Annotated in this window: 22 protein-coding genes; 13 read left to right on the forward strand and 9 right to left on the reverse strand. The window is 69.1% G+C overall.

Features of this window, described 5'->3' with window-relative positions; translation table 11 throughout:
* Nucleotides 1-53 precede the first annotated feature (53 nt).
* Both ileS and IEY63_RS00810 read right to left on the reverse strand, forming a co-directional pair.
* Nucleotides 54-3,239, reverse strand: a complete 3,186-nt coding sequence (ileS, locus tag IEY63_RS00805) for an isoleucine--tRNA ligase (RefSeq protein WP_189067078.1) — start codon at nucleotides 3,237-3,239, stop codon at nucleotides 54-56.
* A gap of 188 nt (nucleotides 3,240-3,427) precedes the next feature.
* Entirely contained in the window at nucleotides 3,428-3,757 is a 330-nt protein-coding gene (locus IEY63_RS00810; protein ID WP_189067079.1) for a DHCW motif cupin fold protein, read from the reverse strand.
* Nucleotides 3,758-4,382: 625 nt separating this feature from the next.
* Here IEY63_RS00810 and rho point away from each other — a divergent pair.
* From rho to pdxT, 5 genes are all read left to right on the forward strand, one after another.
* On the forward strand, nucleotides 4,383-5,657 hold the full coding sequence (rho, locus tag IEY63_RS00815; RefSeq protein ID WP_189067080.1) for a transcription termination factor Rho: 1,275 nt from the start codon (nucleotides 4,383-4,385) through the stop codon (nucleotides 5,655-5,657).
* A 37-nt stretch (nucleotides 5,658-5,694) separates the two neighbouring features.
* On the forward strand, nucleotides 5,695-7,032 hold the full coding sequence (locus tag IEY63_RS00820) for a peptidoglycan DD-metalloendopeptidase family protein (protein WP_189067081.1): 1,338 nt from the start codon (nucleotides 5,695-5,697) through the stop codon (nucleotides 7,030-7,032).
* Nucleotides 7,029-7,418, forward strand: coding sequence for a response regulator (locus IEY63_RS00825; RefSeq protein ID WP_189067082.1), 390 nt, complete (start codon nucleotides 7,029-7,031; stop codon nucleotides 7,416-7,418). The genes IEY63_RS00820 and IEY63_RS00825 overlap by 4 nt, the downstream gene beginning before the upstream one ends.
* An 81-nt stretch (nucleotides 7,419-7,499) precedes the next feature.
* On the forward strand, nucleotides 7,500-8,390 hold the full coding sequence (gene pdxS / locus IEY63_RS00830) for a pyridoxal 5'-phosphate synthase lyase subunit PdxS (RefSeq protein ID WP_189067083.1): 891 nt from the start codon (nucleotides 7,500-7,502) through the stop codon (nucleotides 8,388-8,390).
* A gap of 26 nt (nucleotides 8,391-8,416) precedes the next feature.
* Nucleotides 8,417-8,989, forward strand: a complete 573-nt coding sequence (pdxT, locus tag IEY63_RS00835) for a pyridoxal 5'-phosphate synthase glutaminase subunit PdxT (RefSeq protein WP_189067992.1) — start codon at nucleotides 8,417-8,419, stop codon at nucleotides 8,987-8,989.
* Between the two features lie 56 nt (nucleotides 8,990-9,045).
* On the opposite strand, the gene IEY63_RS00840 is transcribed toward pdxT, so the two are convergent.
* A complete protein-coding gene (locus IEY63_RS00840; protein ID WP_189067084.1) occupies nucleotides 9,046-10,422 on the reverse strand; it encodes an MDR family MFS transporter in 1,377 nt (458 codons plus the stop codon).
* Nucleotides 10,423-10,505: 83 nt separating this feature from the next.
* Here IEY63_RS00840 and IEY63_RS00845 point away from each other — a divergent pair, with 83 nt between their 5' ends.
* Nucleotides 10,506-11,483: an aldo/keto reductase gene (locus tag IEY63_RS00845; protein WP_189067993.1), complete on the forward strand. Its 978-nt coding sequence runs from the start codon at nucleotides 10,506-10,508 to the stop codon at nucleotides 11,481-11,483.
* A 52-nt stretch (nucleotides 11,484-11,535) separates the two neighbouring features.
* Here IEY63_RS00845 and IEY63_RS00850 read toward each other — a convergent pair whose 3' ends face one another.
* Nucleotides 11,536-11,970, reverse strand: a complete 435-nt coding sequence (locus IEY63_RS00850; protein WP_189067085.1) for a response regulator — start codon at nucleotides 11,968-11,970, stop codon at nucleotides 11,536-11,538.
* 196 nt (nucleotides 11,971-12,166) lie between these two features.
* Here IEY63_RS00850 and IEY63_RS00855 point away from each other — a divergent pair, with 196 nt between their 5' ends.
* The 4 genes from IEY63_RS00855 to IEY63_RS00870 are packed head-to-tail and all read left to right on the forward strand — an operon-like array spanning nucleotide 12,167 to nucleotide 14,600.
* Entirely contained in the window at nucleotides 12,167-12,592 is a 426-nt protein-coding gene (locus tag IEY63_RS00855) for a DinB family protein (RefSeq protein ID WP_189067086.1), read from the forward strand.
* Nucleotides 12,589-13,131: an inosine/xanthosine triphosphatase gene (gene yjjX, locus IEY63_RS00860; protein ID WP_189067087.1), complete on the forward strand. Its 543-nt coding sequence runs from the start codon at nucleotides 12,589-12,591 to the stop codon at nucleotides 13,129-13,131. The genes IEY63_RS00855 and yjjX overlap by 4 nt, the downstream gene beginning before the upstream one ends.
* Nucleotides 13,132-13,155: 24 nt before the next feature.
* Nucleotides 13,156-14,010, forward strand: coding sequence for an MBL fold metallo-hydrolase (locus tag IEY63_RS00865; RefSeq protein WP_444542374.1), 855 nt, complete (start codon nucleotides 13,156-13,158; stop codon nucleotides 14,008-14,010).
* Nucleotides 14,011-14,048: 38 nt separating this feature from the next.
* Nucleotides 14,049-14,600 (forward strand): hypothetical protein, encoded by a 552-nt coding sequence (locus IEY63_RS00870; RefSeq protein ID WP_189067088.1) that lies wholly within the window; start codon nucleotides 14,049-14,051, stop codon nucleotides 14,598-14,600.
* A 17-nt stretch (nucleotides 14,601-14,617) separates the two neighbouring features.
* Here IEY63_RS00870 and IEY63_RS00875 read toward each other — a convergent pair whose 3' ends face one another.
* Both IEY63_RS00875 and IEY63_RS00880 read right to left on the reverse strand, forming a co-directional pair.
* Nucleotides 14,618-15,262, reverse strand: coding sequence for a glycosyltransferase family 2 protein (locus IEY63_RS00875; protein ID WP_189067089.1), 645 nt, complete (start codon nucleotides 15,260-15,262; stop codon nucleotides 14,618-14,620).
* A 50-nt stretch (nucleotides 15,263-15,312) separates the two neighbouring features.
* Entirely contained in the window at nucleotides 15,313-17,115 is a 1,803-nt protein-coding gene (locus tag IEY63_RS00880; protein WP_189067090.1) for a hypothetical protein, read from the reverse strand.
* A gap of 204 nt (nucleotides 17,116-17,319) precedes the next feature.
* On the opposite strand from IEY63_RS00880, the gene IEY63_RS00885 reads away from it, so the two are divergent.
* The 3 genes from IEY63_RS00885 (at nucleotide 17,320) to ftsY (ending at nucleotide 20,782) form a co-directional block, all read left to right on the forward strand.
* Nucleotides 17,320-19,404, forward strand: coding sequence for a protein kinase domain-containing protein (locus IEY63_RS00885; RefSeq protein ID WP_189067995.1), 2,085 nt, complete (start codon nucleotides 17,320-17,322; stop codon nucleotides 19,402-19,404).
* A 2-nt stretch (nucleotides 19,405-19,406) separates the two neighbouring features.
* Nucleotides 19,407-19,670 (forward strand): glutaredoxin family protein, encoded by a 264-nt coding sequence (locus tag IEY63_RS00890; RefSeq protein WP_189067091.1) that lies wholly within the window; start codon nucleotides 19,407-19,409, stop codon nucleotides 19,668-19,670.
* A gap of 155 nt (nucleotides 19,671-19,825) precedes the next feature.
* Nucleotides 19,826-20,782, forward strand: a complete 957-nt coding sequence (gene ftsY, locus IEY63_RS00895) for a signal recognition particle-docking protein FtsY (protein ID WP_189067092.1) — start codon at nucleotides 19,826-19,828, stop codon at nucleotides 20,780-20,782.
* A 58-nt stretch (nucleotides 20,783-20,840) separates the two neighbouring features.
* Here ftsY and IEY63_RS00900 read toward each other — a convergent pair whose 3' ends face one another.
* The 3 genes from IEY63_RS00900 to IEY63_RS00910 all read right to left on the reverse strand — a co-directional run bounded on the left by IEY63_RS00900 (nucleotide 20,841) and on the right by IEY63_RS00910 (nucleotide 24,554).
* Complete coding sequence (locus IEY63_RS00900) at nucleotides 20,841-21,842, reverse strand: ABC transporter permease (RefSeq protein WP_189067093.1); 1,002 nt, start codon at nucleotides 21,840-21,842, stop codon at nucleotides 20,841-20,843.
* A gap of 15 nt (nucleotides 21,843-21,857) precedes the next feature.
* The gene (locus tag IEY63_RS00905) at nucleotides 21,858-22,886 is read right to left on the reverse strand and encodes an ABC transporter permease (RefSeq protein WP_189067094.1); all 1,029 of its coding nucleotides are present in this window, start codon (nucleotides 22,884-22,886) and stop codon (nucleotides 21,858-21,860) included.
* 90 nt (nucleotides 22,887-22,976) lie between these two features.
* Nucleotides 22,977-24,554, reverse strand: a complete 1,578-nt coding sequence (locus IEY63_RS00910) for an ABC transporter substrate-binding protein (RefSeq protein ID WP_189067095.1) — start codon at nucleotides 24,552-24,554, stop codon at nucleotides 22,977-22,979.
* Between the last annotated feature and the right edge of the window lie 191 nt (nucleotides 24,555-24,745).

Here is a 24,745-nt window from a genome sequence, read left to right on the forward strand (position 1 = left end):
GGAAAGGGGAGAGGCGCACCCGGATCACTGGGTGCGCCTCTCTTGATGCCGGCTCAGTTGTGGCTGGCGGTGTCCAGTTTCTGCAGGTACGCCTTTCCGCCCTCGAGTTCGGCTTCGAAGCCGTCGGCGGGGGCGAACACCAGCGTCTCGGCGAGGGTCTCGCTCATCAGGTATTCCTGCCACGCCTCGGCGGCCTCGCGGGCGTCACCGCTCAGATCCAGGTGCAGGGCGATGCGGTCCTGCACCTCGAAGCCGGCCTTCTTGCGGGCGTCCTGAACGCCGCGCACGAGGTCGCGGGCGAGACCCTCGAGTTCCAGTTCGCGGGTGAGGGTGGTGTCGAAGGCGACGAGGTACCCGGCTTCCTCCTGCGCGGCGAAGCCTTCGGGGGACTTGGCATCCACGAGGACCTCGTCCGGCCCGAGCTCGAAGCGTTCGCCGGTGGGCGCCATGACCTCGAATTGCTTGCCGTCGCGCACGAGGCGGGCGACCTCGCTGGCGTCCGCGGCAGCCAGCGCGGCGCGGACCTGCGGTACGGCCTTCCCGAACTTCTTGCCCAGCACCGGGAGGTTGGGGCGCAGCTGGTAGCTGACGAGTTCGGTGAACTGGTCGATCAGTTCGACCTCCTTGACGTTCAGTTCCTCCTTGAGCTGCTCGGCGAAGCGGCCCAGCGCCTGGGTCTGGTCGGCGGTGCGGGCGCGGACCATGACCTTAGGCAGGGGCTGACGCTGACGCAGACTGGTCTTGCCGCGGACTGCGCGGCCCAGGCTGACGACGCGCAGCACGGCGTCCATTTCGCCCACCAGGGTCGGGGCGGCCAGCGCCTCGTCCACCTTGGGCCAGGGGGTGAGGTGCACGCTGTCGGGCGCGTCCGGGACCAGCGAGCGGACGAGGTTCCCGTACAGCGTCTCGGCGAGGAACGGCGTGAACGGCGCGGTGAGCTGCGTGACGGTCACCAGCGCGTAGTGCAGCGTGGCGTACGCGTTGTGGTCGGCGCCGTCGTCCCCGGCCCAGAAGCGGCGGCGGTTGCGGCGCACGTACCAGTTGCTCAGGTCCTCCACGACGAAGTCCTGCAGGGCGCGGCTGGCCCCGGTCGGGTCGTAGTTCTCCAGCGCGGCCGTGACCGTGGCGATCAGGGCCTGCACCTTGGCAAGCAGCCAGCGGTCCACCTCGGGGCGCTCTGCGGCGGGCGCGGCGGCCTTCAGGTCCGGCTGGTCGAGGTTCGCGTACAGCACGAAGAACGAGTAGGTGTTCCACAGCGTCAGGAAGTAGCTGCGGAACGCCTCGCCGACGAGGTTCATGCCGAAGCGGCGGCTCAGTTCGGGCGGCGCGCTCACGTACATGTACCAGCGGGCGGCGTCCGCGCCGTACTGCTCGAACACCTCCCAGGGGTTCACGATGTTCCCCTTGCTCTTACTCATCTTCGCGCCCTTCTCGTCCAGGATGTGCCCCGAGCAGATGACGCTCTTGTACGCCACGGAATCGAACACCATCGTGCCGATCTGGTGCAGCGAGTTGAACCAGCCGCGCGTCTGGTCGATGGCCTCCGCGATGAAGTCGGCCGGGAAGCCGCCCTGCTCGAACTTCTCCTTGTTCTCGAAGGGGTAGTGGTGCTGCGCGAACGGCATGCTGCCGCTGTCGTACCAGACGTCCATCACGTACGGCACGCGCCGGAAGGTCTTCCCGCCGTCCTCGAAGGTGATGTCGTCCACAAACGGGCGGTGCGGGTCGAAGTCCGGGCCCGTCAATTCGGGGCGGCCGCTCAGTTCGGCCAGTTCAGCGTAACTGCCGACCACGCGGTACTCGCCGTCCTCGGCCTCCCACACGGGCAGCGGCGTCCCCCAGTAGCGGTTGCGCGAGAGGTTCCAGTCGATCAGGTTCTCCAGCCACCCGCCGTAGCGGCCGTTCCTGATGTGCGGCGGGTGCCAGTCGATCGTCTGGTTCAGTTCGATCAGGCGCTCCTTGAGGCGGGTGTTGTTCAGGTACCAGCTCTCGGTGGCGTAGTACATCAGCGGGGTGCCGCAGCGCCAGCAGTGCGGGTAGGCGTGCAGGAAGTTCTTCTCGCGCCACATCAAGCCGCGCGCGCGCAGGTCCCGGACGATCTCGGTGTTCGCGTCGCGGAAGAACACGCCCTTCCACGGGCCGAAGCGGTGCTTGCCCTCGCCGTCCACGCCCACGATCACCGGGAAGCTGTAGTTGCGGGCCAGACGCATGTCGTCCTCACCGAACGCGGGCGCGGTGTGCACGATGCCGGTCCCGTCACTGTCGGACACGTAAGTGTCCAGACCCGACATCCACACGGGCTTGCCCTCACCCTCGGCCTCATACGCTTCGGTGAAGAGGGGTTGGTACGCCACGCGCTCCAGTTCGCTGCCCTTGAACGTCCTGACGACCTCGGCGTCCTCGCCCAGCACCTCGGTCTTCAGGCTGGCGGCCAGGATCAGCACGTGGCCGTCCTTGTCGCGCGCGGCCACGTACTCGAACTCCGGGTGGATGGCGACGCCCACGTTGTACGGCAGCGTCCAGGGGGTGGTCGTCCACACCAGGAACGCCGCGCCGTCCTCCAGGCCCAGGCGGGCCGGGTCGGTCAGGCGGAACGGCACGTACACGCTGGGGTCCTGGATGTCCTTGTAGCCCTCGCTGACCTCGGCGTTGCTCAGGGTCGTGCCGTCCTTCGGGCAGTACGGCGCCACGCGGAAGCCCTTGTACAGCAGGCCCTTCTCGCTGAGGTTCTTGACGCTCCACCAGATGCTCTCGATGTAGTCCTTGTGCAGCGTCATGTACGCGTCGTCTAGGTCCACCCAGTAGCCCATGCGCTCGGTGAACCTGCGCCACTCGGCCTCGTACTCGAACACGCTGGCGCGGCACTCGGCGTTGAACCGGTCGATGCCGTACGCCTCGACCTCGCGTTTGCTGTTCAGGCCGAGTTTCTTCTCGACGCCCAGCTCGACCGGCAGGCCGTGCGTGTCCCAGCCGGCCTTGCGGGGCACGTGGAAGCCCTGCATGGTCCGGAAGCGCGGGAAGAGGTCCTTGAAGGAGCGGGCCTGGACGTGGTGCACGCCGGGCTGGCCGTTCGCGGTGGGCGGGCCCTCGAAGAACGTGAAGACGGGGCCGCCCTGGGTCTGTTCCAGCGAGCGTTCGAACACGCGTTCGCGCTTCCAGAAGTCGAGGATGCCCTGTTCCAGCGCGGGGAAGTTCGGGTTGCCCTGCACGGGCGTGAAGAGGGTCTTCTTGTCGGTCATGTGATCTCCGGGTGGGCTGTGAGGGGCTGTGTGGGTCGGGCGTCGGAGGCGGGGGTCACCCGCGTCCAAATCGGCGGCCTGGGCCGGGCGGGGCAGAGGGGAAGTGGGCGGGCCAGTCGGGTGCGCAACAGTCGGGCGCGGGGCATGGTCACCTCCGGGGTGCAGGTCAGGAAACGGGCAGAGGGCGGCTAGTCGACGATGAACAGCGTGGCCCCCACGGCGGTACTCGACCTGTGCGGTTCGGCGTGGTCGGCCACCTGATACGACTCGCCGGGCCGCAGCGTGAAGGTGCGCCCGTCGGCCAGTTCGGTGTCCAGTTGCCCGGCCAGCACGAGCAGGATGTGGCCCTTCTCGCACCAGTGGTCGGCCAGATACCCGGGCGAGTACTCGACCATCCGCACGCGGACCGCGCCGAACTGCCGGGTGCGCCACACGGCCACGCCGCGCTCGCCGGGGTGTTCGGTGGCGGGCACGTCGGCCCAGGTGGTCACCCCGAAGGGAATGTCGGTCAGGTGCATGGTTCGGGCCTCCGGGGACAGAACACGGGCGGATGGGAAAGGGGGCGGCGGGTCTCAGCGGTCACGCCCCCACATGGGGGGACGATGCTGGGACGCGCCGCCCCCTGGGGGAGCTGGTGCGTGGTACCACCCAACTTCACCGGCGCGTGCCGGTCTCCATTGGCCCTCTGACGGGGGGTGTCCGGACGGGTCTAGTCGGCCTGTAGGCCTTTCTTCCGTCGGCGCGGGAGGTGATGTTCGGCTGGTTGGGTCCGCGTCAGGCTCTCACCACCCCTGACTCGCTCGTGCGTTCCTGTGCGCCCGCGTACTGTCCTCTCGGTCGCCTTCCTCGTGTCTCACCCCGGTCTGGGGTGCCCCTCATGGTAGGGCGGCAGGCTGGGAATGGTCAACGTGGCCTCTCGGGGGTCACGCTGTGAGCGCCCGCAAGGACGGCCTTTTCAGTGGTGCGCACCTCACGTTGCAGCCGCGCGCATGTGCAAAACGCCAGCGCGTGTTTAAAATTGGTTACAGGAGTTTAACGAATGAAATCCTTTACCCCCCCTGCCCGCCCCGATCACCAGCCCGCACCCCAGGTGCGCGGCGGTCGCGCGGGCATTCCAGATTACGCCCCCCGGGAGGCCACCCAGTGACTGACGCCCAGCAGAGCCTCCCGTTCCACGAACTGCAACAGAAGATCCTGCCCGAGCTGCACCTGATTGCCGCCGGGTACGGCATCGAGAACTACCGCAAGCTGAAGAAGGATGCCCTGGCCCTGGCGATCATGGAGCATCAGGCGGCCAGCGAGGGCCAGCTGCTCGCGCGCGGCTTCCTGGAGATCAGCCCCGACGGGTACGGTTTCCTGCAGGCGGACCTGCTTGATCCGAACAGCCGCACGGTGCTGATCAGCGCTGGCGTCATCAAGCAGTACCACCTGCGCACCGGGGACGAGATCATCGGCCGCGCGCGCCGCCCCCGCGAGAACGAACGCTTCGGGTCGCTCGTGCAGGTGGAGGCCGTGAACGGCGTGGACCCGGAAACGGCCCGCCGCCGCCCGCGCTTCGACGACCTGACGCCTACCTTCCCGGACGCTCAGCTGGTGCTTGAGGACCCGAGCATGGACGACGGCCTGAGCCTGCGCGTCGTGGACCTGCTGGTGCCCATCGGGCGCGGGCAGCGCGCGCTGATCGTCGCGCCGCCCAAGGCCGGGAAGACCAGCCTGCTGAAGAAGGTCGCGAACTCCATCGTCAAGAACTACCCGGACGTGACCGTCATGGTCCTGCTCGTTGACGAGCGCCCCGAGGAAGTTACGGACTTCCGTGAGAGCGTGCAGGGCGCGCAGGTCATCGCCAGCACCTTCGACGAGCCGCCCCAGCATCACGTGCGCGTGGCGGAGTTCGTGCACGAACGCGCCCGGCGCATCGTGGAAGAGGGGGGTCACGTGGTGATCCTGCTGGATTCCATCACGCGACTGGCCCGCGCGAACAACCTCGTCACGCCGCCCACCGGGCGCACCCTGTCCGGCGGTCTGGATTCCAACGCGCTGCACTGGCCCAAGCGCTTCCTGGGCGCGGCGCGCAACATCCGCGAGGGCGGCAGCCTGACCATCCTGGCCACCGCGCTCGTCGAGACCGGCAGCCGCATGGATGACGTGATCTTCGAGGAATTCAAGGGCACCGGCAACGCGGAACTCGTGCTGTCGCGCCGCCTTGAGGAACGCCGCATCTTCCCGGCGCTGGACATCCTGAAGTCCGGCACGCGCCGCGAGGAGCTGCTGCTGCAACCTGAAGTGCTGAAGAAGATGTGGCTGCTGCGCAAAGTCATCAGCGACATGGACCCGGCGGACGCGATGGAAATGCTGCTGTCCCGCATGGGAAAAACCCGGAACAACGTCGAATTCCTCGCGGCTCTGGCCGGCGGCTGACGTTCGTCTACTCGACCCTCACTTCGGAGCTTTCACCTTGTCCTGTACTCCCTTTCGCCGCGCGACGCGGCTCCTGACCCTCGGCGCCCTTCTGGGCGCCGCCCAAGCGCAGCAGTTCACCGCGGAAGAGCAGCTGCTCGCCCCACTGCAACTTCAGCTGGACCGTCCGGCGGACGTGGTGCTCAGCCGCGACACCGGTGAGCGGACCCTGGCAGTCGTCACCTCCCGGGACACGCCCCTGCCGAATGTCGCGCGCCGCTACGGCCTGACGGGCGGCGCCGTGAAACTCCTGTCCGCGCGGGGCGGCACGCAGGTCGTGCAGCTGACCCTGCCGGGCCGCGTGCAGGAGCGCCAGCCGGTTCGGCCCTCGTCGGTCGTCACGTACCGCGTGCGCAACGGGGACACCATGGCGGGCGTGGCGCACCGCTTCGGCCTGAGCGTCGTGGACCTGCTGGGCATGAACCTGAACCGCACCAGCCTTGACGCGCTCAAGGCGGGCAGCACCCTGAACGTGCCCACCGGGGCGCGCGGGCTGCTGGTGCGCATCAAGCCCGGGCAGAGCGCCCTGTCGCTGATCGCCGGGTACGGCGCGGACCTCGTGCTGACCGCCCGCGCCAATGACGTCCTGCCCACCGAACTGGACGTTGGTGATGAACTGCTGCTGCCGGGCATCCGCGCCGAGGGCTTCGCGCAGCAGCTGGCCGAGCGTCGGGAAGCGGAGCGCCGCGCCGCTCTGGCCGCGCAGCGACAGGCGCAGTACGAGAAGTTCCTGGCCTGGAAGGAGGGGCGCGAGAAGGCCCGCCTGGAAGCCAAGTACGCCGCGCAGGCGCAGTACGAGAAGTTCCTGGCGTGGAAGAACAGCCCCGAGCGCAAGGCAGCCATCGCGGCCGTCGAGCGTCAGGAGCAGTTCGAGGCGGCGAAGGCGGAAGCGCAGGCCCGCTCTCGGCAGGCCGCGCAGCGTTCAAGCGTCACGGCGGCCAGCCTCGCGCCGGGCCGCATCGGCCTGATCTGGCCCATGCGGTCGTACCGGATCACCAGCCGCTACGCCGAGCGGGACATCGCGTTCCACCAGCAGGTGTTCCACGGCGGCATTGACCTAGCCGCGCCGTACGGCACGCCGATCTACGCGGCGTCGGCAGGTCGCGTCACGCAGAGCGGGTACGGGGCGTATGGTCTGAATGTGTACACGCAAAACGGGGACAGCACCATCGTCTACGGCCACATGAGCCGCGCGGCCGTGTCGGCCGGGCAGTCCGTGGAGCAGGGGCAGCTGCTGGGATACATCGGCTGCACCGGGATCTGCACCGGCCCGCACCTGCACTTCGAGGTGCGGCTGGGCGGCCAGACGGTCGACCCGCTGGGCCTGCTGCCATGACCTCCGGTGGCGCGGTGCGCCTGCTGGTCGTGGACGACGAGGAGCAGATCCTGGAACTGCTCGACCTGACCCTGACCATTCAGGGATACGAGGTGTGCCCGGCAGGCAGCGGACCGCGCGCGCTGGAACTGCTGGCGCAGGAGGCCATTGACGTGATCGTCATGGACGTCCTGATGGTCCCCTGGGACGGTTTCGAGACGGTGCGCCGCATGGCCGAGCAGCATGGCGCGGCGCTGCCACCGGTGGTGTTCCTGTCGGGCCTGGCGCGTCCGTCGGTGATGCCGGACCTGGGACCGAACGTGGTCGAGGATTACTTGGTCAAGCCGTTCCGGCCGTCGCAGCTGGTGGAGAAGATCGAGGCGGCGCGGCGGCGTTCATCAGGCTGAGCTGGGCCTCAATCAACTGACCCCACCGTTCACCTGCGGGTGACCCTATCGGTGGGGTCAGTTTTCTTTTACTGTGCCCGTATGACTGAAGCGACCACCGGTACCCCCGCCCTGAAGCAGGGCTTCGCTGAGATGTTCAAGGGCGGCGTCATCATGGACGTCGTCACCGCCGACCAGGCCCGCATTGCCGAGGCCGCCGGCGCGACCGCCGTCATGGCCCTCGAACGCGTCCCCGCCGACATCCGCAAGGACGGTGGCGTGGCCCGCATGAGCGACCCCAAGATGATCAAGGAGATCATCGGCGCCGTCAGCATCCCCGTCATGGCCAAGGTCCGGATCGGGCACATCGTGGAAGCGCAGATCCTCCAGGCGCTCGGCGTGGACTTCATCGACGAGTCCGAGGTCCTGACCCCCGCCGACGACCAGTACCACATCCTCAAGCACGACTTCAAAGTGCCCTTCGTGTGCGGCGCCAAGAACCTCGGCGAGGCCCTGCGCCGCGTCGGCGAGGGTGCGAGCATGATCCGCACCAAGGGCGAGGCCGGGACCGGCAACGTCATCGAGGCCGTCCGCCACGCCCGCACGGTGCTGGGCGAGATCAAGCACATCCAGGCCCGCCCCGCCGAGGAACTCATGACCGTCGCCCGCGACCTCCAGGCGCCGTACGAACTGGTCCGCTACGTGCACGGGCACGGCAAACTGCCTGTCGTGAACTTCGCCGCCGGTGGCGTCGCCACGCCCGCCGACGCCGCCCTGATGATGATCCTGGGCCTGGACGGCGTGTTCGTGGGCAGCGGCATCTTCAAGAGCGACAACCCCGAACGCCGCGCGCAGGCCATCGTCAAGGCCGTCACGCACTTCCAGAACCCCGAGGTGCTCGCCGAGATCAGCGAGGACCTGGGTGCGCCCATGACCGGCATCAACATTGATGACCTGATTCCTGCCGAGCGCCTCGCCGCGCGAGGCTGGTAAGACCCGTGACCGCCCGCATCGGCGTGATGGCCCTCCAGGGCGCGTTCCGTGAGCACCGCGCCGCCCTGGACCGCCTGGGTGCCCAGGTGACCGAGGTGCGCCTTGCGGCGGACCTGGACGGCCTGCACGGCCTGATCCTGCCCGGCGGGGAGAGCACCACCATGGCCCGCCTGATGAGCGAGTACGCGCTGTGGGAGCCCCTGCGGGCATTCCACGCGCGCGGCGGGCAGCTGTGGGGCACCTGCGCAGGCGCCATCCTGCTGTCCCGTGAAGTGCAGGGTGCCCCGCCGCAGTTCGGCCGTCAGGACAGCCTGGGCCTGCTGGACGTCACCGTGCAGCGCAACGCCTTCGGTCGCCAGATCGACTCGTTCACGACCGGGCTGGACGTGCAGGGCCTGAACGGTGCGTTTCCCGCCGTGTTCATCCGCGCGCCCGCCTTCGCCCGCGTCGGTGACGGCGTGGAGGTGCTGGCCGAATACGAGGCGCAGGCCGTCGGGGTGCGGCAGGGCCGCGTGCTTGCCACGGCGTTCCACCCGGAACTCACCGGGGACGACCGCCTGCACGACCTGTTCCTCCAGGGCTGCCTCACGCCCGCCTGAGCGCAGACGCAACAGGCCGCCACCTCTGACTTGGGTGGCGGCCTGCCTGTGGCGCGTCAATCGTTGCTAGCCGGTGCCGGGCTTGCGGCGGGCGTGGCGCGCAGCCTCAAACTCAGTGCCAGGGCCACCACGACCAGCCCCAGCGCCAGCAGGTAGGCGCGGCGCAGGCCCTCGGCCAGTTCGAAGCCACCGCTCTGGATGGCGGCCGAGCCGATCAGCAGCGCCATCAGGGCGGTGCCCAGCGCGCCGCCCATCTGCCGGGCGAACAGCACGCCACTAGTCACGGCGCCCAGTTCCTCACGCGTGGAGGCCTCCTGCGCGGCCAGCAGCAAGCTCAGCATGGAGAAGCCCATGCCGGTGCCCACCGCGAAGCCCAGCGCGCTCGTGACCCACAGGGGCGCGTGCACGGCGAAGGTCAGCGCGCCGAACATCACGACGAGCACCGCGAAGCCCACCTGCGCGATGCGGGCCAGCGGGACGGTCTTCACCAGCCGCGCCGTCACGATGGCTGTTAGGGTCCAGCCGACCAGCATGGGCGTCAGGATCGCGCCGCCCGCCGTGGCGCCGCCGCCCGTGACGCCCTGCGCGTACAGCGGCAGGTACGCGATCACGCCGAAGTACGCCGCGCCGCCCAGCAGGTTACCGGCGAACGCCACGCGCGGCAGCCGCTCGCGCAGGGCGCGCATGGGCAGCAGGGGGTCTGGGTGACGGCGTTCGATAATTACGGCGGCTGCCAGGGTCACGGCCCCCAGGATCACCAGAAGCCACTGCCGCTGCTCCAGGCCCCACACGACCAAGCCGCTGCCCACCGTGAACAGCGCCGCGCCCGCCCAGTCGAGTCTGGCGGGGCGGGGCCGCCCGGTTTCCGGCAGGAAGCGCAGGGCCAGCAGCAGCGCCGCCGCGCCGAAGGGCAGACTGGCGTAGAACGTCCAGCGCCACGAGAGCGTCTCGGTGAGCCAGCCGCCCAGCAGCGGCCCCACCAGCCCGGACACGCCCCACACGCCCGAAATGAACGACTGCACGCGGCTGCGTTCCTGAAGCGAGTACAGTTCTCCGACCATGGTGAGGGTCAGGGGCAGCAGGCCGCCCGCGCCGATGCCCTGCACGACCCGCGCGGCGATCAGCATGGCCATGGAGTGGCTCTGGCCACACAGGGCCGAGCCGATCAGGAAGATCAGGACCGCGGCGAGGTACAGGCGGCGCCGGCCGACCACGTCACTGGCGCGGCCCCACAGGGGACTGCTGACGGTGCTGGTCAGCAGGTAGACCGCGAAGGGCAGGGCGTACAGTGTCTCGCCGCCCAGGTCGCGGATGACGCTGGGCATGGCGGTGGCGACCACGCTGGCTTCCAGCGCCGCCAGGAAGACGCCCACGACCAGACCGGTGGTGGCCAGCTGCCGGGCCTGGGGGCTCAGGTTGGGGAGGGCATTCACCTGCGCAGCGTACTCTTGTGAAGAGCCTGTCAAGGGTGGCGCTGGATTCACACGATCTGAATCGTTACAGTCTGGGGATGACCATGCACCAACGTCCGCTGGGCCGCACCGGCCTGAACGTTACCGAGATCGGCTATGGCGCCTGGGGCATCGGCGCCGACATGTGGAAGGGCGCGCAGGACGACCAGAGCCTCGGCGCCCTGCGCCGCTACATCGAACTGGGCGGCAATTTCATCGACACCGCCATGGGCTACGGCAGCGGCCACAGTGAACGTCTCGTGGGACAGGTGGCGCGCGAGCACCCGGGCACCCTGGTCGCCACGAAGATCAGCCCGAAGAATATGCAGTGGCCCGCTGCACCCGGCACCACCGCCGACGAGGCCTTCCCCGGCCAGTACCTCACCGACATGACACGCGCCAGCCTGGACCGCCTGGGCCTGCCCACCATCGACGTGCAGCAGTTGCACGTCTGGAACGACACCTGGCTGGGCCAGGGCGACTGGCAGGACGCCGTGGCCCAGCTCAAGCGCGACAGGCTGATCCGCGCGTTCGGCATCAGCATCAACGACCACCAGCCGGACAACGCCGTGAAGGCCGTCGAGGCGGGCGCCGTGGATACCGTGCAGGTCATTTACAACGTGTTCGACCAGTCCCCACAGGACCGCCTGCTCAACGCCTGCCACGCACACGGCGTGGGCGTCATCGTGCGCGTCGCCTTGGACGAGGGCAGCCTGACCGGTACCCTCACCGAGGCCACCACCTTCCCCGAGGGCGACTGGCGGAACGGCTACTTCGGCGGCGACCGCCTCAGCCAGCTGCAACCCCGCCTGCGCGCCATCGAGCAGGACCTGGGCATCCGCACCGACCAGCTCGCGGAGACCAGCCTGCGCTTCGTGCTGTCGCACCCCGCCGTGTCCACCGTGATCGTTGGCATGCGCTCGGTGCGGAACGTGGAACACAACGCAGCCCTGGCCGACGGACAGGGCCTGCCCGAGCAGCAGGTGCAGCGCCTGCATGCGCACCGCTGGGACCGCAACTGGTACCAGAGCGCCGAAGGATGATGAGGCAGGGGGTCCCCGTCTTTGCTGTCGGAGGACCCCAGCCTGAACCGCGTCAGCTGGCCCGCGGGGGCAGGCGCACAATTGTCAGCATGTAGCGGCCCAGCGCCTGAATGGCCTCATAGAACTTGCCGAACTCCACGGGTTTCACCACGTAACTCGCCGCGAAAGCCTGATAGGACTTCAGAATGTCCTCCTCAGCGTGACTGGTGGTCAGCATGATCACCGGGATGGTCATCAGGTCCGGGTCCTGCTTCAACACGCGCAGCAGTTCCAGACCGTTCATGCGTGGCATATTGATGTCCAGCAGGATCACGTCCGGCCGTGGCTGAGCCGGGTCTCGCAGGCGCTCCAGCGCCTCGACGCCATCGCGGGTGACGTGCAGGTCCGTGAGGATGCCCGCCTCCTGGAACGCCTCGCGGGTCAGGATGATGTCGGCCTCACTGTCCTCGACGAGCAGAATGTGCACAGGTAGGGAAGTCTGAGTCATCGGAAGCCTCCAGCCCCGTGTGGGGGCCATTGCCGCTCAGTCTGTCATCCACAGATGACGCCTCGCACCCCCCGGCGTTTACAGGCCCCCCACCGTCCCTTGAGCCCACCTTGACGTGAGGTGGCCGTGGGCTCTGCCCTCCGTGGGCACAGCCTGGCCTGGGGCCCAGTCGGATAGCGTCCCGTATCCTGAGCGCATGAACGTGCTGCAATACGCCCTGGCCGGAGGCGCCGCGTTCCGCTCGCCCACCGACCTGCTCGGTGGGCTCACCCACGCGGAGGCCACCCAGTCGTGGCCCGGTCTGCCCTACACCCTGGGGGACCTGCTGTTCCACCTTCAGGTGACGCAGCGGGCCAGCCTGGACCTCGCCTCAGGCCGCGCCCAAGCCTGGCCGGACGGGCTGACCGTATGGCCGGACGAGCCTCTCACTCCGGCGCAATTGGAGGGTGCGCTGCTGGATCTGCGGGCCGGGCTGGCTGAAGCGCAGGCGCTGGCCGCCGATCCCAGCGTGCGCGCGCGCGACATCCTGACCGACCTGGCCGCGCACAGCGCGTACCACTGGGGGCAGGTGGCTCTCCTGCGGCGCCTCAGCGGCACGCTGCCCGGACCAGACGGCGCATGAGGGGCATCGTGGGGTCCCTGAATCCAGGCAAGGTGCAGCCCGTCCGTGACGTCTTCGCGGTCCTCTATCCGGAACTGGAGGTGCGTGGCGCGGCCGTCCCCAGCGGCGTGCCGGACCAGCCGATCGGGGTGGGGGAGACGCGCCGCGGCGCCGTGAACCGCGCCCGGCGCGCCGCCCGCCTCGACGGCGCGACCTGGGGCGTGGGTCTGGAGGGCGGCGTGCGGGTCGAGCGCGGGCAGGGCTGGCTGTTCGGCGTGGTCGCTGCCGTGCGCGCCGGGGACGGCCTGCTCCTGTGCACCCGCACCGCCGAGCTGCCCATCCCGCCCGCGGCGTTGCCGCGCGTGCTGGCGGGCGAGGAACTGGGCCGCGTGATGGACGACATCCTGGGCACCCGCGACCTGAAACGCGGCGTGGGGACCGTCGGGGCCTTGACCGGCGGCCTCGTGACCCGGCCGGCCGTGTGGGCGCAGGCGCTCTCGCTGGCCCTGGCGCCCGCGCTGCATCCGGCCCTGTACTCCGGCCAGCCGAACGGGCGTTAGGGGCGGTCTGCTAGGCTCTGCACCGTGAGCACCTGGACCCAGTCCCGCCAGATCGGCCCCGTCACCGTCCACTCCCTCACGGACGGCCAGTTCCGCTTGGACGGCGGCGCCATGTTCGGCAGCGTGCCCCGCGTCCTGTGGGAACGCGTGGCCCTCCCGGATGACCTCAACCGCGTCCGGCTGCGCATCAACCCCCTCCTGATCCAGCTGGGCGGCGAGAACATCCTCATCGAGACCGGCATGTGGGACCAAGGCGGCGAAAAATTTGAGCAGATGTACGCCCTGGACCGCGACGAGACCACCTTCCGCGGCCTGGACGCCCTGGGCCTGAGTCCCGACGACATCCACCTCGTGATCAACACGCATCTGCACTTCGATCACGCCGGGCGCAACGTCACCACCCTGGGCGAACCCACCTTCCCGAACGCCCGGTACGTCGTGCAGCGGCAGGAACTTCACGACGCCCGCCACACGCACGAACGCAGCCGCGCCAGTTACCTTCCGGCATACATCGACCCCATCGAGCACGCGGGCCTGTTCGAGATCGTGGACGGCGAACACGAACTGCGCCCCGGCCTGAGCGTCCTGCCGCTGCCCGGGCACAACCTTGGGCAGCAGGGCGTCGTGCTGCGCGCCGGAGGGCAGACCCTCGTGTACGTTGCGGACCTGATCCCCACCCTGGCCCACGCACCCACCGCGTACATCATGGGCTACGACCTGTACCCCGTGACCACCCTGGAGACCCGCAAGCGGCACCTGGGGCAGTGGTTCGAGGAAGGCGCCCTGATCTGCACCCCGCACGACCCGGACGTGCCCTTCGCCCGCCTGCACCCCAACCCGAAGGGCGGCTTCACCCTGCACGCCGACCCCGCCCCCTGACCTGCCCGCCAGCGGAACGCGCTACGCTGCGGACGCTCATGCGCCCCCTGCTGCCCCTGCTGCTCACCGCCCTCACCGCTCTGCCCCCCGCCCAGGCGGCCAGCCTCGACCCGCACTACTACCCGCACCGGCCCGGCACCCGCTGGACGTACGCCAGCGGTGAAACCCAGGTGGTGGGCGCCCCCGTCACCCACCGCGGCGTGACCGTCGTGCCGCTCAGCCATCAGTTCGGCAGCACCACCTACAGTCAGGACATGCTCGAGTACCGCGCGGACGGCAGTGTGTGGCTGCGCGGCGTGAACACCGCCGGGCGCCTCACGTGGTACAGCTCGCCCCTGCTGGTGTACCCCGCCGGGCCGCTCAGCCCCGGGCAGACCTGGCGCTCCAGCACCGGCACGCTGCGCATGACCGTCACCGTGACCGGCGTGAGCCCCCTGAAGCTCTCGGCGGGGAACTTCAACAGCCTGATGCTGCGCACCGAGACCGTCACCCTGGGGAAGACCAGCGTGCAGTTCAGCTACTTCGTGCCGGCCGTCGGGATCGTCCGCTACCAGACCGCCGATGGCAGCACCATCGACCTGCAACGCTGAGCGCCGGGCGCGCCCGCTCAGCCCTTGCGGCGGCGCGCGCGGTACGTGAGCAGCGACACGTACATCTTCGTGCGGGCCTTGGCGCCCCCCCAGAAACCCCGCTTCTTCTCCTTGACCACCTGCGCCACGTTCGGCAGGTCCACGTACGCCCAGGTGGCGCCCGTCGCCTTCAGGTGCCGCGTGATCGCCGGTTCCGGCCAGCGCTCCGCGGCCAGGTCCGGCACGCCCAGCAGCCACTCGCGGCGGCAGGCCCGCTGCCCGCTCAGGTGCGGCGTGAGCTTGTTGCCCCAGTCGGTCACGAAGCCCCCGCCCTCGAACACGCCGATGCTCATGTCCAGTTCGCCGCGCAGCACCGGGTCACACAGCGCGCGCAGGTGCTCGGCACTCAGGCCGGTCAGGTCCGCGTCCAGCAGGATCACCACCTCCGCCTCCGTGGCCAGCAGCGCGGCTCGCAGCGCGCCGCCCTTGCCCACGTTCTGCGTGAGTTCCACCACCTGCGCGCCCGCCCCGCGCGCCACCTGCGCCGTGCCGTCCCCACTTCCGTCCGAGGCGACGACCACCTCGGGCGTGAAGGTCCGGGCCACCCGCACCACCTCACCGACGGTGTCCTCCTCGTTGAAAGCCGCTATTACCACCGCGCAGGAAGACGCCAAGGCCGACATGCCGCCCATGCTACCTGCCCGCACGCCCCGCACCAACTGCCCGGCGCGGCTCAATTCGTGATCCGGATGTCCTCAGTGGACAGATCCGCCGCTTCCAGCGTCGAGACGGGCACGTCCGGGGCCAGCGCGGCACTCAGCCACGACCCGTGCCGGACCAGCAGCAGGTTCCCGCCCGGCAGGCGCGCCACCAGCAGGTCATGCAGCACCATGGGCGCCAGGCCCGGCATCATGACCACCAGTTCCCCCTTGTAATCCCAGCGGACCGTCACGCCGCGGCCTTCCACCTGAATGGCCAGCGGCTCATCCGTGAGCACCACGCTGGCAAAGCCGCCCCCGCTGCTTAGCTCCAGCCGCGTGACGGCCTGACCCGCCGGCAGGACCTCCGGGTCATGCAGCGCGATGTGCAGCGCCGCGTGCAGCCGGTCCGCCACCACGCGGTGCAGGCCCAGCGCCTGCGCGGCCGTCCGGAACCCCAGGGCCGCGTCGTCCGCTGACACCCGCGCCAGCCGCTGACACAGCGTGTCCACACCCTTGCGGGCGAAGGCCAGCAGCACGTCCGGCGTGGAATCCTGGTACTTCCGGGCGCTGTCCGGCGTGAGTTTCTCCAGATTCAGCGGCCCGCCGCGCAGCACCTGCGCCGCCGCGCGCGCCAGCCTCAGGTACGCGTATTCCTGGGCCGGGTCGAGCAGCAGCGCCGTCGCCCGCGCCGTGGACGCCCGGCGCCCCAGTTCCAGCGCCGTGTGGCTCTCCACGACCAGCGTCATGTACGCGCCACTGACAAAGGCCCGGAACTGCTGATCGGCCAGCTTCAGCGTCTGCGATCGTTCGTGCGGCGCGAGCCCCGGCCGCAGCAGCGTCAGCTGGGACCCGACCTGCACCTGCCAGTTCGGGCCGATCGGCTGCCACTCGAGGTTCAGACCCCGCCAGCGTGCGCCGCTCCCGCCTTTGAGGTACACCGTCAGGCGCTCCGCGCCGTCGTCCGGGACGCGCATGGCGCTGCCCGGATGCTGCGCGAACAGGATGCTCCCCTGCGGCGCGCCGTTCAGGCTGGGTTTCGGCAGCACGTCCAGAATCGCCTCGACGTGGTCCGCCACGTGCCGCGCGGCCGCGCGGATCGCGGGCCGCTCGCGCGGGTCCCGCGGCAGCGGAAATTCCGCCCGGAGCGCCCGGATGAGGGCCTCACGCGCCTCGTGCGCGAGCGGCTCCCGCTCGGCGGCCGCGATCCGCGCGGCCAGCACGTCCTCGTCCGGGTGCCGGGGGAACGGCTCGGCCTGCACGGCAGACATCGCGGCCCGCACGCGCGCGCGCCCATCGTCCGAGAGCAGCAGCACCGACAGGGCGCTCGCCAGGCGGCCCGTGACCTCGGGATCGTGCAGGTCCATCAGGGCGTCATGGGCGGGCGGCACCGCCAGCGGCTGCGTGCCGGGCCGGGCCAGACGTTCGGCGTTCTCGATCACGGTGTACAGCACCCGCAGGTGCGCGAAACCCGGCTCGCGCTGCCAGCGCAGCGTCAGGTTCCGGGATTCCACCGCGGCCCGCTGGTGCCACTGCATCAGCTGCAGTTCCTCCCAGGCGCGCGACTCGTCGGAATCCACGGTGGGCGGCGCCTCCCAGGTACTCTGCCCCCCATGCCCGGCCCGCGGGCGCGTCTGGCGCACCGGGTTGCCCTGATGCAGCCGGTACTGCCGGTCCGTTTCCATCAGGCGGCGCAGCAGGCCCGGGTCCAGCGGCGCGCCGAGCAGTTCGTCCCGCAGCAGCGCCAGACCGCGCCGCCCACCGCGCGGCGCGCGGCCCTCCATGAGGTCCTGCACCTTGTACTCGTACAGCTCTACAAGTTCAACCCAGTGGTCCACGGTGCGCCTCCAGGCGGGTCGAGCAGACTGAAGTGAACATTCCCCCCAGTATGCCCGCTGAACCCCGCCCGGCGCGACGCCGCCCCCCGGCCGGGGGCAGGGGCCAGTCCAGCCCGGAGGTCAGGCAGGCGGCCCCGGCGCCCTGTATAACAGAGGTGGAATGACGTGCCTCGACCTCCCAGCCCCGCGCACCCGGGTTTCGTTGTGACGCCGCTGCTGCTCGCGGCCCTGTTCATCGTGGGGGTGCTGCTGACCGTCCGGCTGGGCGAGCGCATCCTGATCTACGTGACGGCCGTGCCCGCGGCGCTGCTGGCCCTGCTGCTGGGCGCCCTGGCGATCGGCGTGGGCGAGCCCGGGCAGGGTGGCCTGCAAGTGAACGACCTGCACCGCGCGCAGGGGGTGCTGGTCGCCGCGGCCTTCCTGGTGGCCACCGCCGCGTACCGCATGGGGCGGATGGTGCTGCCCAGCCTGGACCGGCCAGGCCGGAAGCGGCCCGTGCGGGTGCAGCGTACCGCGTCGCCCACCCAGGTGCAGCGCCGTTCCAGCCTCACCCCGTCCAAGGTCACCAGTGACCTGCGCTTCCAGGAGTACGAGGTCCTTGACCGCATCGGAATCGGCGGGATGGGCAGCGTGTACCGCGCCCGCCGCCGCCAGGACGGCCGCACCGTGGCACTGAAGGTCCCGCAGGACAAGTACCTCGCGGACGCCAAGTTCGTCAAACGCTTCTACCGCGAGGCGGAGGTGCTCAAGCGCTTCAACCACCCCAACATCGTGCGCGTGTACGACTACCGCATGCAGGACCCGGAACACTACATCGCGATGGAATTCCTCGACGGTGAGAGCCTGGAAGAGGTGCTGGAAAATAACCCGCTGGCCTTCGAGCAGAGCGCCCAGATCATCCGCGCCCTGGCCGACGCGCTGCGCCACATTCACATGCAGAACGTCGTGCACCGTGACATCAAACCCGCGAACGTGATGGTCCTGAAAAACGCCTTCACGGACGGCCACCTGCGCGAGGGCGGCGTGAAACTCATGGACTTCGGCATTGCCGTCGGGAAGGTCCTGACCCGCCTGACCATGACCGGCGCCCGGGTGGGCACGCCCATCTACATGGCGCCCGAACAGGCCAAGGGCAACCGCGTGGACGCCCGCAGCGACGTGTACTCGCTGGGTCTGCTGGCCTACGAGATGGTCACCGGCCAGACCGCCTTCAAGGGCAGCTACGAGGCCGTCGTGCACCAGCAGGTCTTTGAATCGCCCAAACCGCCCAAACAGGTCCGCTTGGAAGTGCCGGGCAAGCTGAACGACCTGATCCTGCACATGATCGAGAAGGACCCCGCCTCGCGCCCCACCCTGGACGACGTGATCGCCCGCATCGACGCCGGGGTGCTCAGCGACGACGTGTTCCACGACCCGGTCGCGTTGGCCCTCAGCGTGCAGGAGAAACGCGGCACGCTGCGCCTGCTCGACCTGAAAGGCAAGCTGCGCGCCAGCCTGCGCGACCAGACCGGCGGCACCCAGGGTCTGCCCGGCGCGCCCAACGCCATGGCCAGCGACTCCGCCGGCCACCTGTACGTGACCCTGCTGGATTACCGCCAGGGCAAGGCGGGCGCGCTCGTGCGGAAACTTGATCCGGAAGGGCGGGAACTCCGGTCCTTCGGCGCGTACGGTCTGGGCGAGGGCGAACTGCTGCAACCGGTCAGCGTGGCCGTCGCGCAGGGACAGGTGTACATCCTGGACGCCGAAGCGCACCACGTCGTGGTCTTCGACCTGGACGGGAACTTCGTGCGCCGCTTCGGTGGGCGCGGACAGGGCTTGGGCCGCTTCGAGAGGCCCCGCTGCATCGTCGCCGCCCCCGACGGCCATGTCTACATTCTGGATACCGGCAACAACGAGGTGCAGCGATTCAACGCCCAGGGCGAGTACATCAGCCGCTTCGCGTTCCGCCTGGACCGCAACAGTGACGCCCTGCGCCCTCTGGAGGGCCTGGGCGTCGACCAGTACGGCGCGGTGTACATCGTGGACAGCGTTGCCCGCAAGGTCCGCAAGATCGAGGCGGACGGCACCCCGGGCCTCACCTTCTCCATGGAGACGCTGGTCGGCGAACCCACCGACGCCCCCTGGCTGATCCAGGTGGGACCCGAAGGGCAGATGTACGCCGTGCGCCAGGGCGGGCAGGTCCTGCGCATCTACTCCAGCGTGGGTGACCTGCTGTCCTCGAATGACATGTACGCCCCGGTGCAGGCCATGGCGCTGCTGCACCGCCCGCACGTGCTGCACCCCGCCTGACCGTGGCCCTTCCCACCCTGACCCTGTATACCCGGCCCGGCTGCGCCCTGTGCGAGCAGGCGGCCCACCACCTCAGCGACCTTGAATTTCGGTTCACCCCCGTGAATATCGACGTGGACCCCGACCTGCGGGCGCGCTGGAGTGAGCACGTCCCCGTGCTGACCTGGACCCCAGCCGGGCAGGCCGAGCAGGTCCTGGGGAAAGGGTCGTTCAGCCGCGGCCGCCTGGGGCAGATCAAACTGCACCTCCTGCGCCTGCAGCCCTGAACCTGACGGCGGCAGTGTCCTCGGGCACGCCTGGCTGCGCCGACTGAGCCTGAATGGATGAACCTCAGCTCAGGATGGGCTGGGACGCGTGACCGCGCGCACGCACGCTATGGTGAGCTCATGAGTAACCCCACCCCCCCCGCCGGAGTGCCCGCGTGAGCTGGCTCGAACGTCTCCGCGACGGGCTGTCCAAAACCCGCAAGCAGATCAACGACACCGCCGGGTACCTCGGCACTGACGTCCGCGACGTCCTCACCAACCGGCTGGACACCATCGAGGACCTCGAGTACGCCCTGATCGCCGCAGACGTGGGCCGCGCCGCCACAGAGGAGATCCTGGAGGACATCCGCCGCGCCGAGGGCAAGAACCTTCAGGAGGCCCTGATGGACGCCCTGACGCTGCAACTGGAACCGGACGCCAAACGCGCCGAGTTCCGCAAGCTGGGCTTCAGCCCCGACGCGCGGCGCAGCAGCGTGGACCCCAAGGGCCACGTCGTCATGGTGATCGGCGTGAACGGGGTGGGGAAGACCACCACGATCGCCAAACTGGGCCAGTACTACGTGAACCGCGGCAAGAGCGTCATGTTCGCCGCGGGGGACACCTTCCGCGCGGCGGCCAGCACGCAGCTGGGCGTGTGGGGTGACCGCCTGGGCATCCCGGTCGTGCAGGGCGCGGACGGCGGGGACCCCGCAGCGGTCGCCTTCGACGGCGCGACCGCGCGCGCCGCGCGCGGCACCGACCTGCTGTTCGTGGACACGGCCGGGCGCCTGCACAACAAGCACAACCTGATGGAAGAACTGAAGAAGGTCCGGCGCGTGGTCGACAAGGCCGACCCGGGCGAACCCGCCGAGGTGTGGCTGGTCCTGGACGCCGTGACCGGCCAGAACGGCCTGCAACAGGCCAAGAAGTTCCATGAGGCCACGCCACTGACCGGCGTGATCGTCACGAAACTGGACGGCACCGCCAAGGGCGGCATTCTGGTGCCGATCGTGCGGGAACTGGGTGTGCCCATCAAGTTCATCGGCGTGGGCGAGCAGCCCGGCGACCTGCAACCCTTCGACAGCCGCGAGTTCGTGCGGGCACTGTTCGACGTGAACATTCCCCGCGAGTAACACCAAGGAGAGAGGCGGCCCCCAGTGCACATCGGGGGCCGCCTCTCTCCTTGGGTAATTACTGGGTGCTGCGGGGGTCCAGCACGTCGCGCAGCCCGTCGCCGAGCAGGTTGAAGCCCAGCACGGTCAGGAAGATCGCTAGGCCCGGGAAGATCATGGTCCACGGGGCGTCTAGGTAGTACTGGCGGCTGTCACTGATCATGGTGCCCCACTCTGGCAGGGGCGGCTGCGCCCCGATGCCCAGGAAGCCCAGCGCCGCGACCTCAATCGTGGCCGTGGCGATGCTCAGGGCACCCTGCACGATCAGCGGCGAGAGGCTGTTGGGCAGCACGTGCCGGAACACCATGCGGGCCTGCGAGGCGCCCAGCGCTCCGGCGGCGGCCACGAACTCCCGCTCGCGGACCGAGAGGACCACGCCGCGCGCCAGACGCAGGTACACCGGGATCTGCACCAGGGACACGGCCAGCATGGCCGTCACCAGCTGGGGACTGTTCAGCGCGAACAGGCGGTCCATCCCGGCGATCAGCAGCGGCGGATTGTCCGCGCTGAAGATGCTGGCAAAGCCGATGGCGAGCAGGATGCCGGGGAAGGCCAGCATCACGTCCGTCAGGTAGCCCAGCACGCTGTCCAGCCACCCGCCGAAGTACCCGGCCAGCACGCCCAGCAGGGTCCCCAGGACCAGCGCCAGGAGGGTGCTGACCACACCGACTTTCAGGCTAATGCGGGTACCGTGCAGCACGCGGGTCATCACGTCGCGGCCCAGGTTGTCCGTGCCGAACGGCGCCGCGAAGATGTTCACCTTGCCGCTGACCGGGTCGGTGTACGTCTGCTTCGCCTCGGCATTCCACAGGGCGGTGATGGACGGCGGTTTCAGGCGCAGCGTGTACCGGTTGGGTTCATTGCGCGGGTCGTAGGGTTTCAGGACGCTGGCGAACACGGCCAGCAGCACGAAGGCCAGCACGATCACGGCGCCCACCTTGCCGGGCGTGCTGCGCCGGAACCGGCGCCAGAAGATGCTGTCCTGCTTGGGTTTGGACTGCGGAACAGTCGTTGTTGTCATGGGTCACTGTTCCTTTCAGCTGTACTGGATGCGGGGGTCGAGAACGGCGTAACTGAGGTCCACGATCAGGTTCACGACACTGACCACCAGCGCCGCGAAGATCACGCCGCCCTGAATGATCGGGTAGTCCCGCTGACTGATCGCGTCGTACACCCACGAGCCCAGGCCCGGCCAGGAGAAGATCGTCTCGGTCAGAACCGCGCCGCCCAGCAGCGCCCCCGCCTGAAGGCCGATGACGGTCACGACGGGCAGCAGCGCGTTGCGCAGGGCGTGCTTCACGGTCACGGTGCGGTCCGTGAGACCCTTGGCGCGCGCAGTCCGCACGTAATCCTGATTCAGGACGTCCAGCATGGAGCTGCGCGTGATGCGCGCCACGATCGCCAGCGGAATGGTGCCCAGCGCCAGGGCGGGCAGCACCAGGTGCCGGACGCTGTCCCACGCCGCGGCGGGCTGGCCGCGCAGCAGCGCGTCAAGCACGTTGAAGCCCGTGATGGGGTCCACGTTGAATTCCGTTCCTGCCCGGCCACTGGGCGGCAGGATGCCCAGCTTCACGCCGAAGAAGTACGACAGCAGCAGACCCAGCCAGAAGACGGGCATGCTGACGCCCAGCAGCGAGATGGTCGTGGCGAGGTTGTCCCAGATGCTGTTGCGCCGCAGGGCCGCCAGAATCCCGGCGGGCATACCGATCAGGAGGGCCACCAGCAGCGCCGCGACGCTCAGTTCCGCCGTGGCGGGGAACCTGCTTTTCAGGTCATCCAGCACCGGGATGTTGCTCTTCAGGCCTGTGCCGAGGTCACCGCGGACCAGCGCCGAGATGTACTTCGGGTACTGCGCGTCCAGGGGATTGGCCGGGTTGAAGAACCAGGGTTTGTTCAGGCCCAGCTGCTCGCGCAGCGCGGCGGCCGCTGCGGGCGTGGCGCGCTCGCCGAGCATGGCGACGGCCGGGTCGCCGGGAATGGACCGGACGAAGACAAAGACGACCAGGCTGATGCCCAGCATGACCAGCAGGGTCCGCGCGAGGCGGCGGATCAGGTAACTGCCCAAGGTGAATCTCCAGAGGTGTGATGAGCAGGGGCCGGGGGCCAGCGCAGGCCTGTGCAAGGCGCTGCGCTGGCCCCCGGTCACCCTGAGGGGTTATTTCTTGCCGCTGACGCTGACGGTGTTGAAGGGTTCGCTGCCCAGTGGGCTGGGCGTCCAGCCTTTAACGTACGTGCGGGCGGCGGCCAGCGGGTTGCTGTGCACCATGGGAATGCGGTACGCGGCGTTGTAGGTAATCTCGTGCAGCTGCTGGTACACCTTGGCCTTGGCGGCCTGGGTGGCGGCGGCGCGGCCCTGCTGGAGCAGGGTTTCCACGTTCGCGGGGTTCCAGTTGATGTCGTCCGAGGCGTTCGAGCCGTAGTACGCGCCGTAGAAGTTGTCCGGGTCGCCGTAGTCGCCGGTCCAGCCGATCATGTACATGTCGAAGCCGGGTTCCTTGTTGCGGTCGTCCAGGTACTTCGCCCAGTCCTCGGTCTTCAGGTTCACCTTCACGCCGATGGCGCTCAGGTCAGCGGCGATGGCTTCCGCGATGGGCTTGGGCGTGGGGAAGTAGGGGCGGCTGACGGGCATGTACCACAGGTCAATGCTGAAGCCGTTGGGGTAGCCGGCGTCGGCCAGCATCTTCTTCGCGGCGGCCGGATCGAACTTGTAATCGGCCGGGACCTTGGAGCTGTTCGCCCACGCGAGGACGGGGGGCAGGAAGCTGGCGTTGCTGGTGCCCAGGCCGTTCCAGAAGGCGTTGGCGATCTCTTTCTTGTTGATGGCCATGCTGATGGCCTGGCGCACCTTGTCGTTCTTGAGGTACTGGTTGCGGTTGTTCAGGCTCAGGAAGCCGACGTTGAAGCTGGGCCGCTTGACCGCCACGAGGTTCTTGTCGCCCTGGACGCTCTTGAGGCTGTCCGGGGTCAGGTCGTTGGCGAAGTCGATGGTGCCGGCCTTCAGTTCGTTCAGGCGCTGGCTGGCGTCCTTGATGGACCGGATGACCAGCTGGTCGACCTTGGCCTTCTCACCCCAGTACAGCTTGTTGGGCAGCAGGGTCACGCGGTCGCCGGTGCGCCAGCTCTGGAAGATGAAGGGGCCGGTGCCGACGGGCTTGCTGGCGGGCGTGCCGTACTTCGCGCCGTCCTTCTTGATCGCGGCGGGGCTGGCGATGCCGAAGTACCCGGCGGCCAGCACGTCCGGCAGGACGCTGGAGGGCTTGTTCAGGTCGATGCGGACCGTGGAGTCGTTGACCTTCACGATGTTCTTGATGACGGCCGTGGCGTCGCCCTTGTACCCGCCGAGCAGTTCGCCGACGATCTCGAAGGTGCGGCCCTGGTCACGGAAGCCGTAGGGGTGGTTCTTGTCCCACCAGCGGCTCAGGTTGAAGATCACCGCGTCGGCGTTCAGGGGGGTGCCGTCGTGGAAGCGCACGCCCTTGCGCAGCGTGAAGGTCCAGGCGGTGTTGTTGGCGTTGGCGGTCCACTTGGTGGCCAGTCCGGGCTTGAGGTTGGTGGTGCCGTCCTCGAAGTCCACGAGGGTGTCGTAGATCTGACGCTGGACGAGAATGCTGATCCCGTCCGTGATGTTGCCGGATTCCAGGCTGACGGGTTCGCCGTTGCCGCCGAAGACCAGGGTGGACGCCGAAGCGGCGCTCAGGGTGGAGAGCAGGGCAGTGAGGAGCAGTTTCTTCATGGAGCCTCCGGTCCTGTCCGCACTGACGTAACGGCGCCCTGGGGCGCAGGACAGTCAGTGGACGGCAGGACGATGAAAGGAAAAACGTGCGTTCAGGGTATGGGCCACCCCCGGGGGTGTCAAGTTTCCCGCTTCCGGGGGCGGCGGCGCGGCCGTGCGGGACCGCCGTGACCGGACGGTCACCGCCCCGG

Origin of the sequence: Deinococcus radiotolerans (assembly GCF_014647435.1) — a bacterium.
GTDB classification, from domain to species: domain Bacteria; phylum Deinococcota; class Deinococci; order Deinococcales; family Deinococcaceae; genus Deinococcus; species Deinococcus radiotolerans.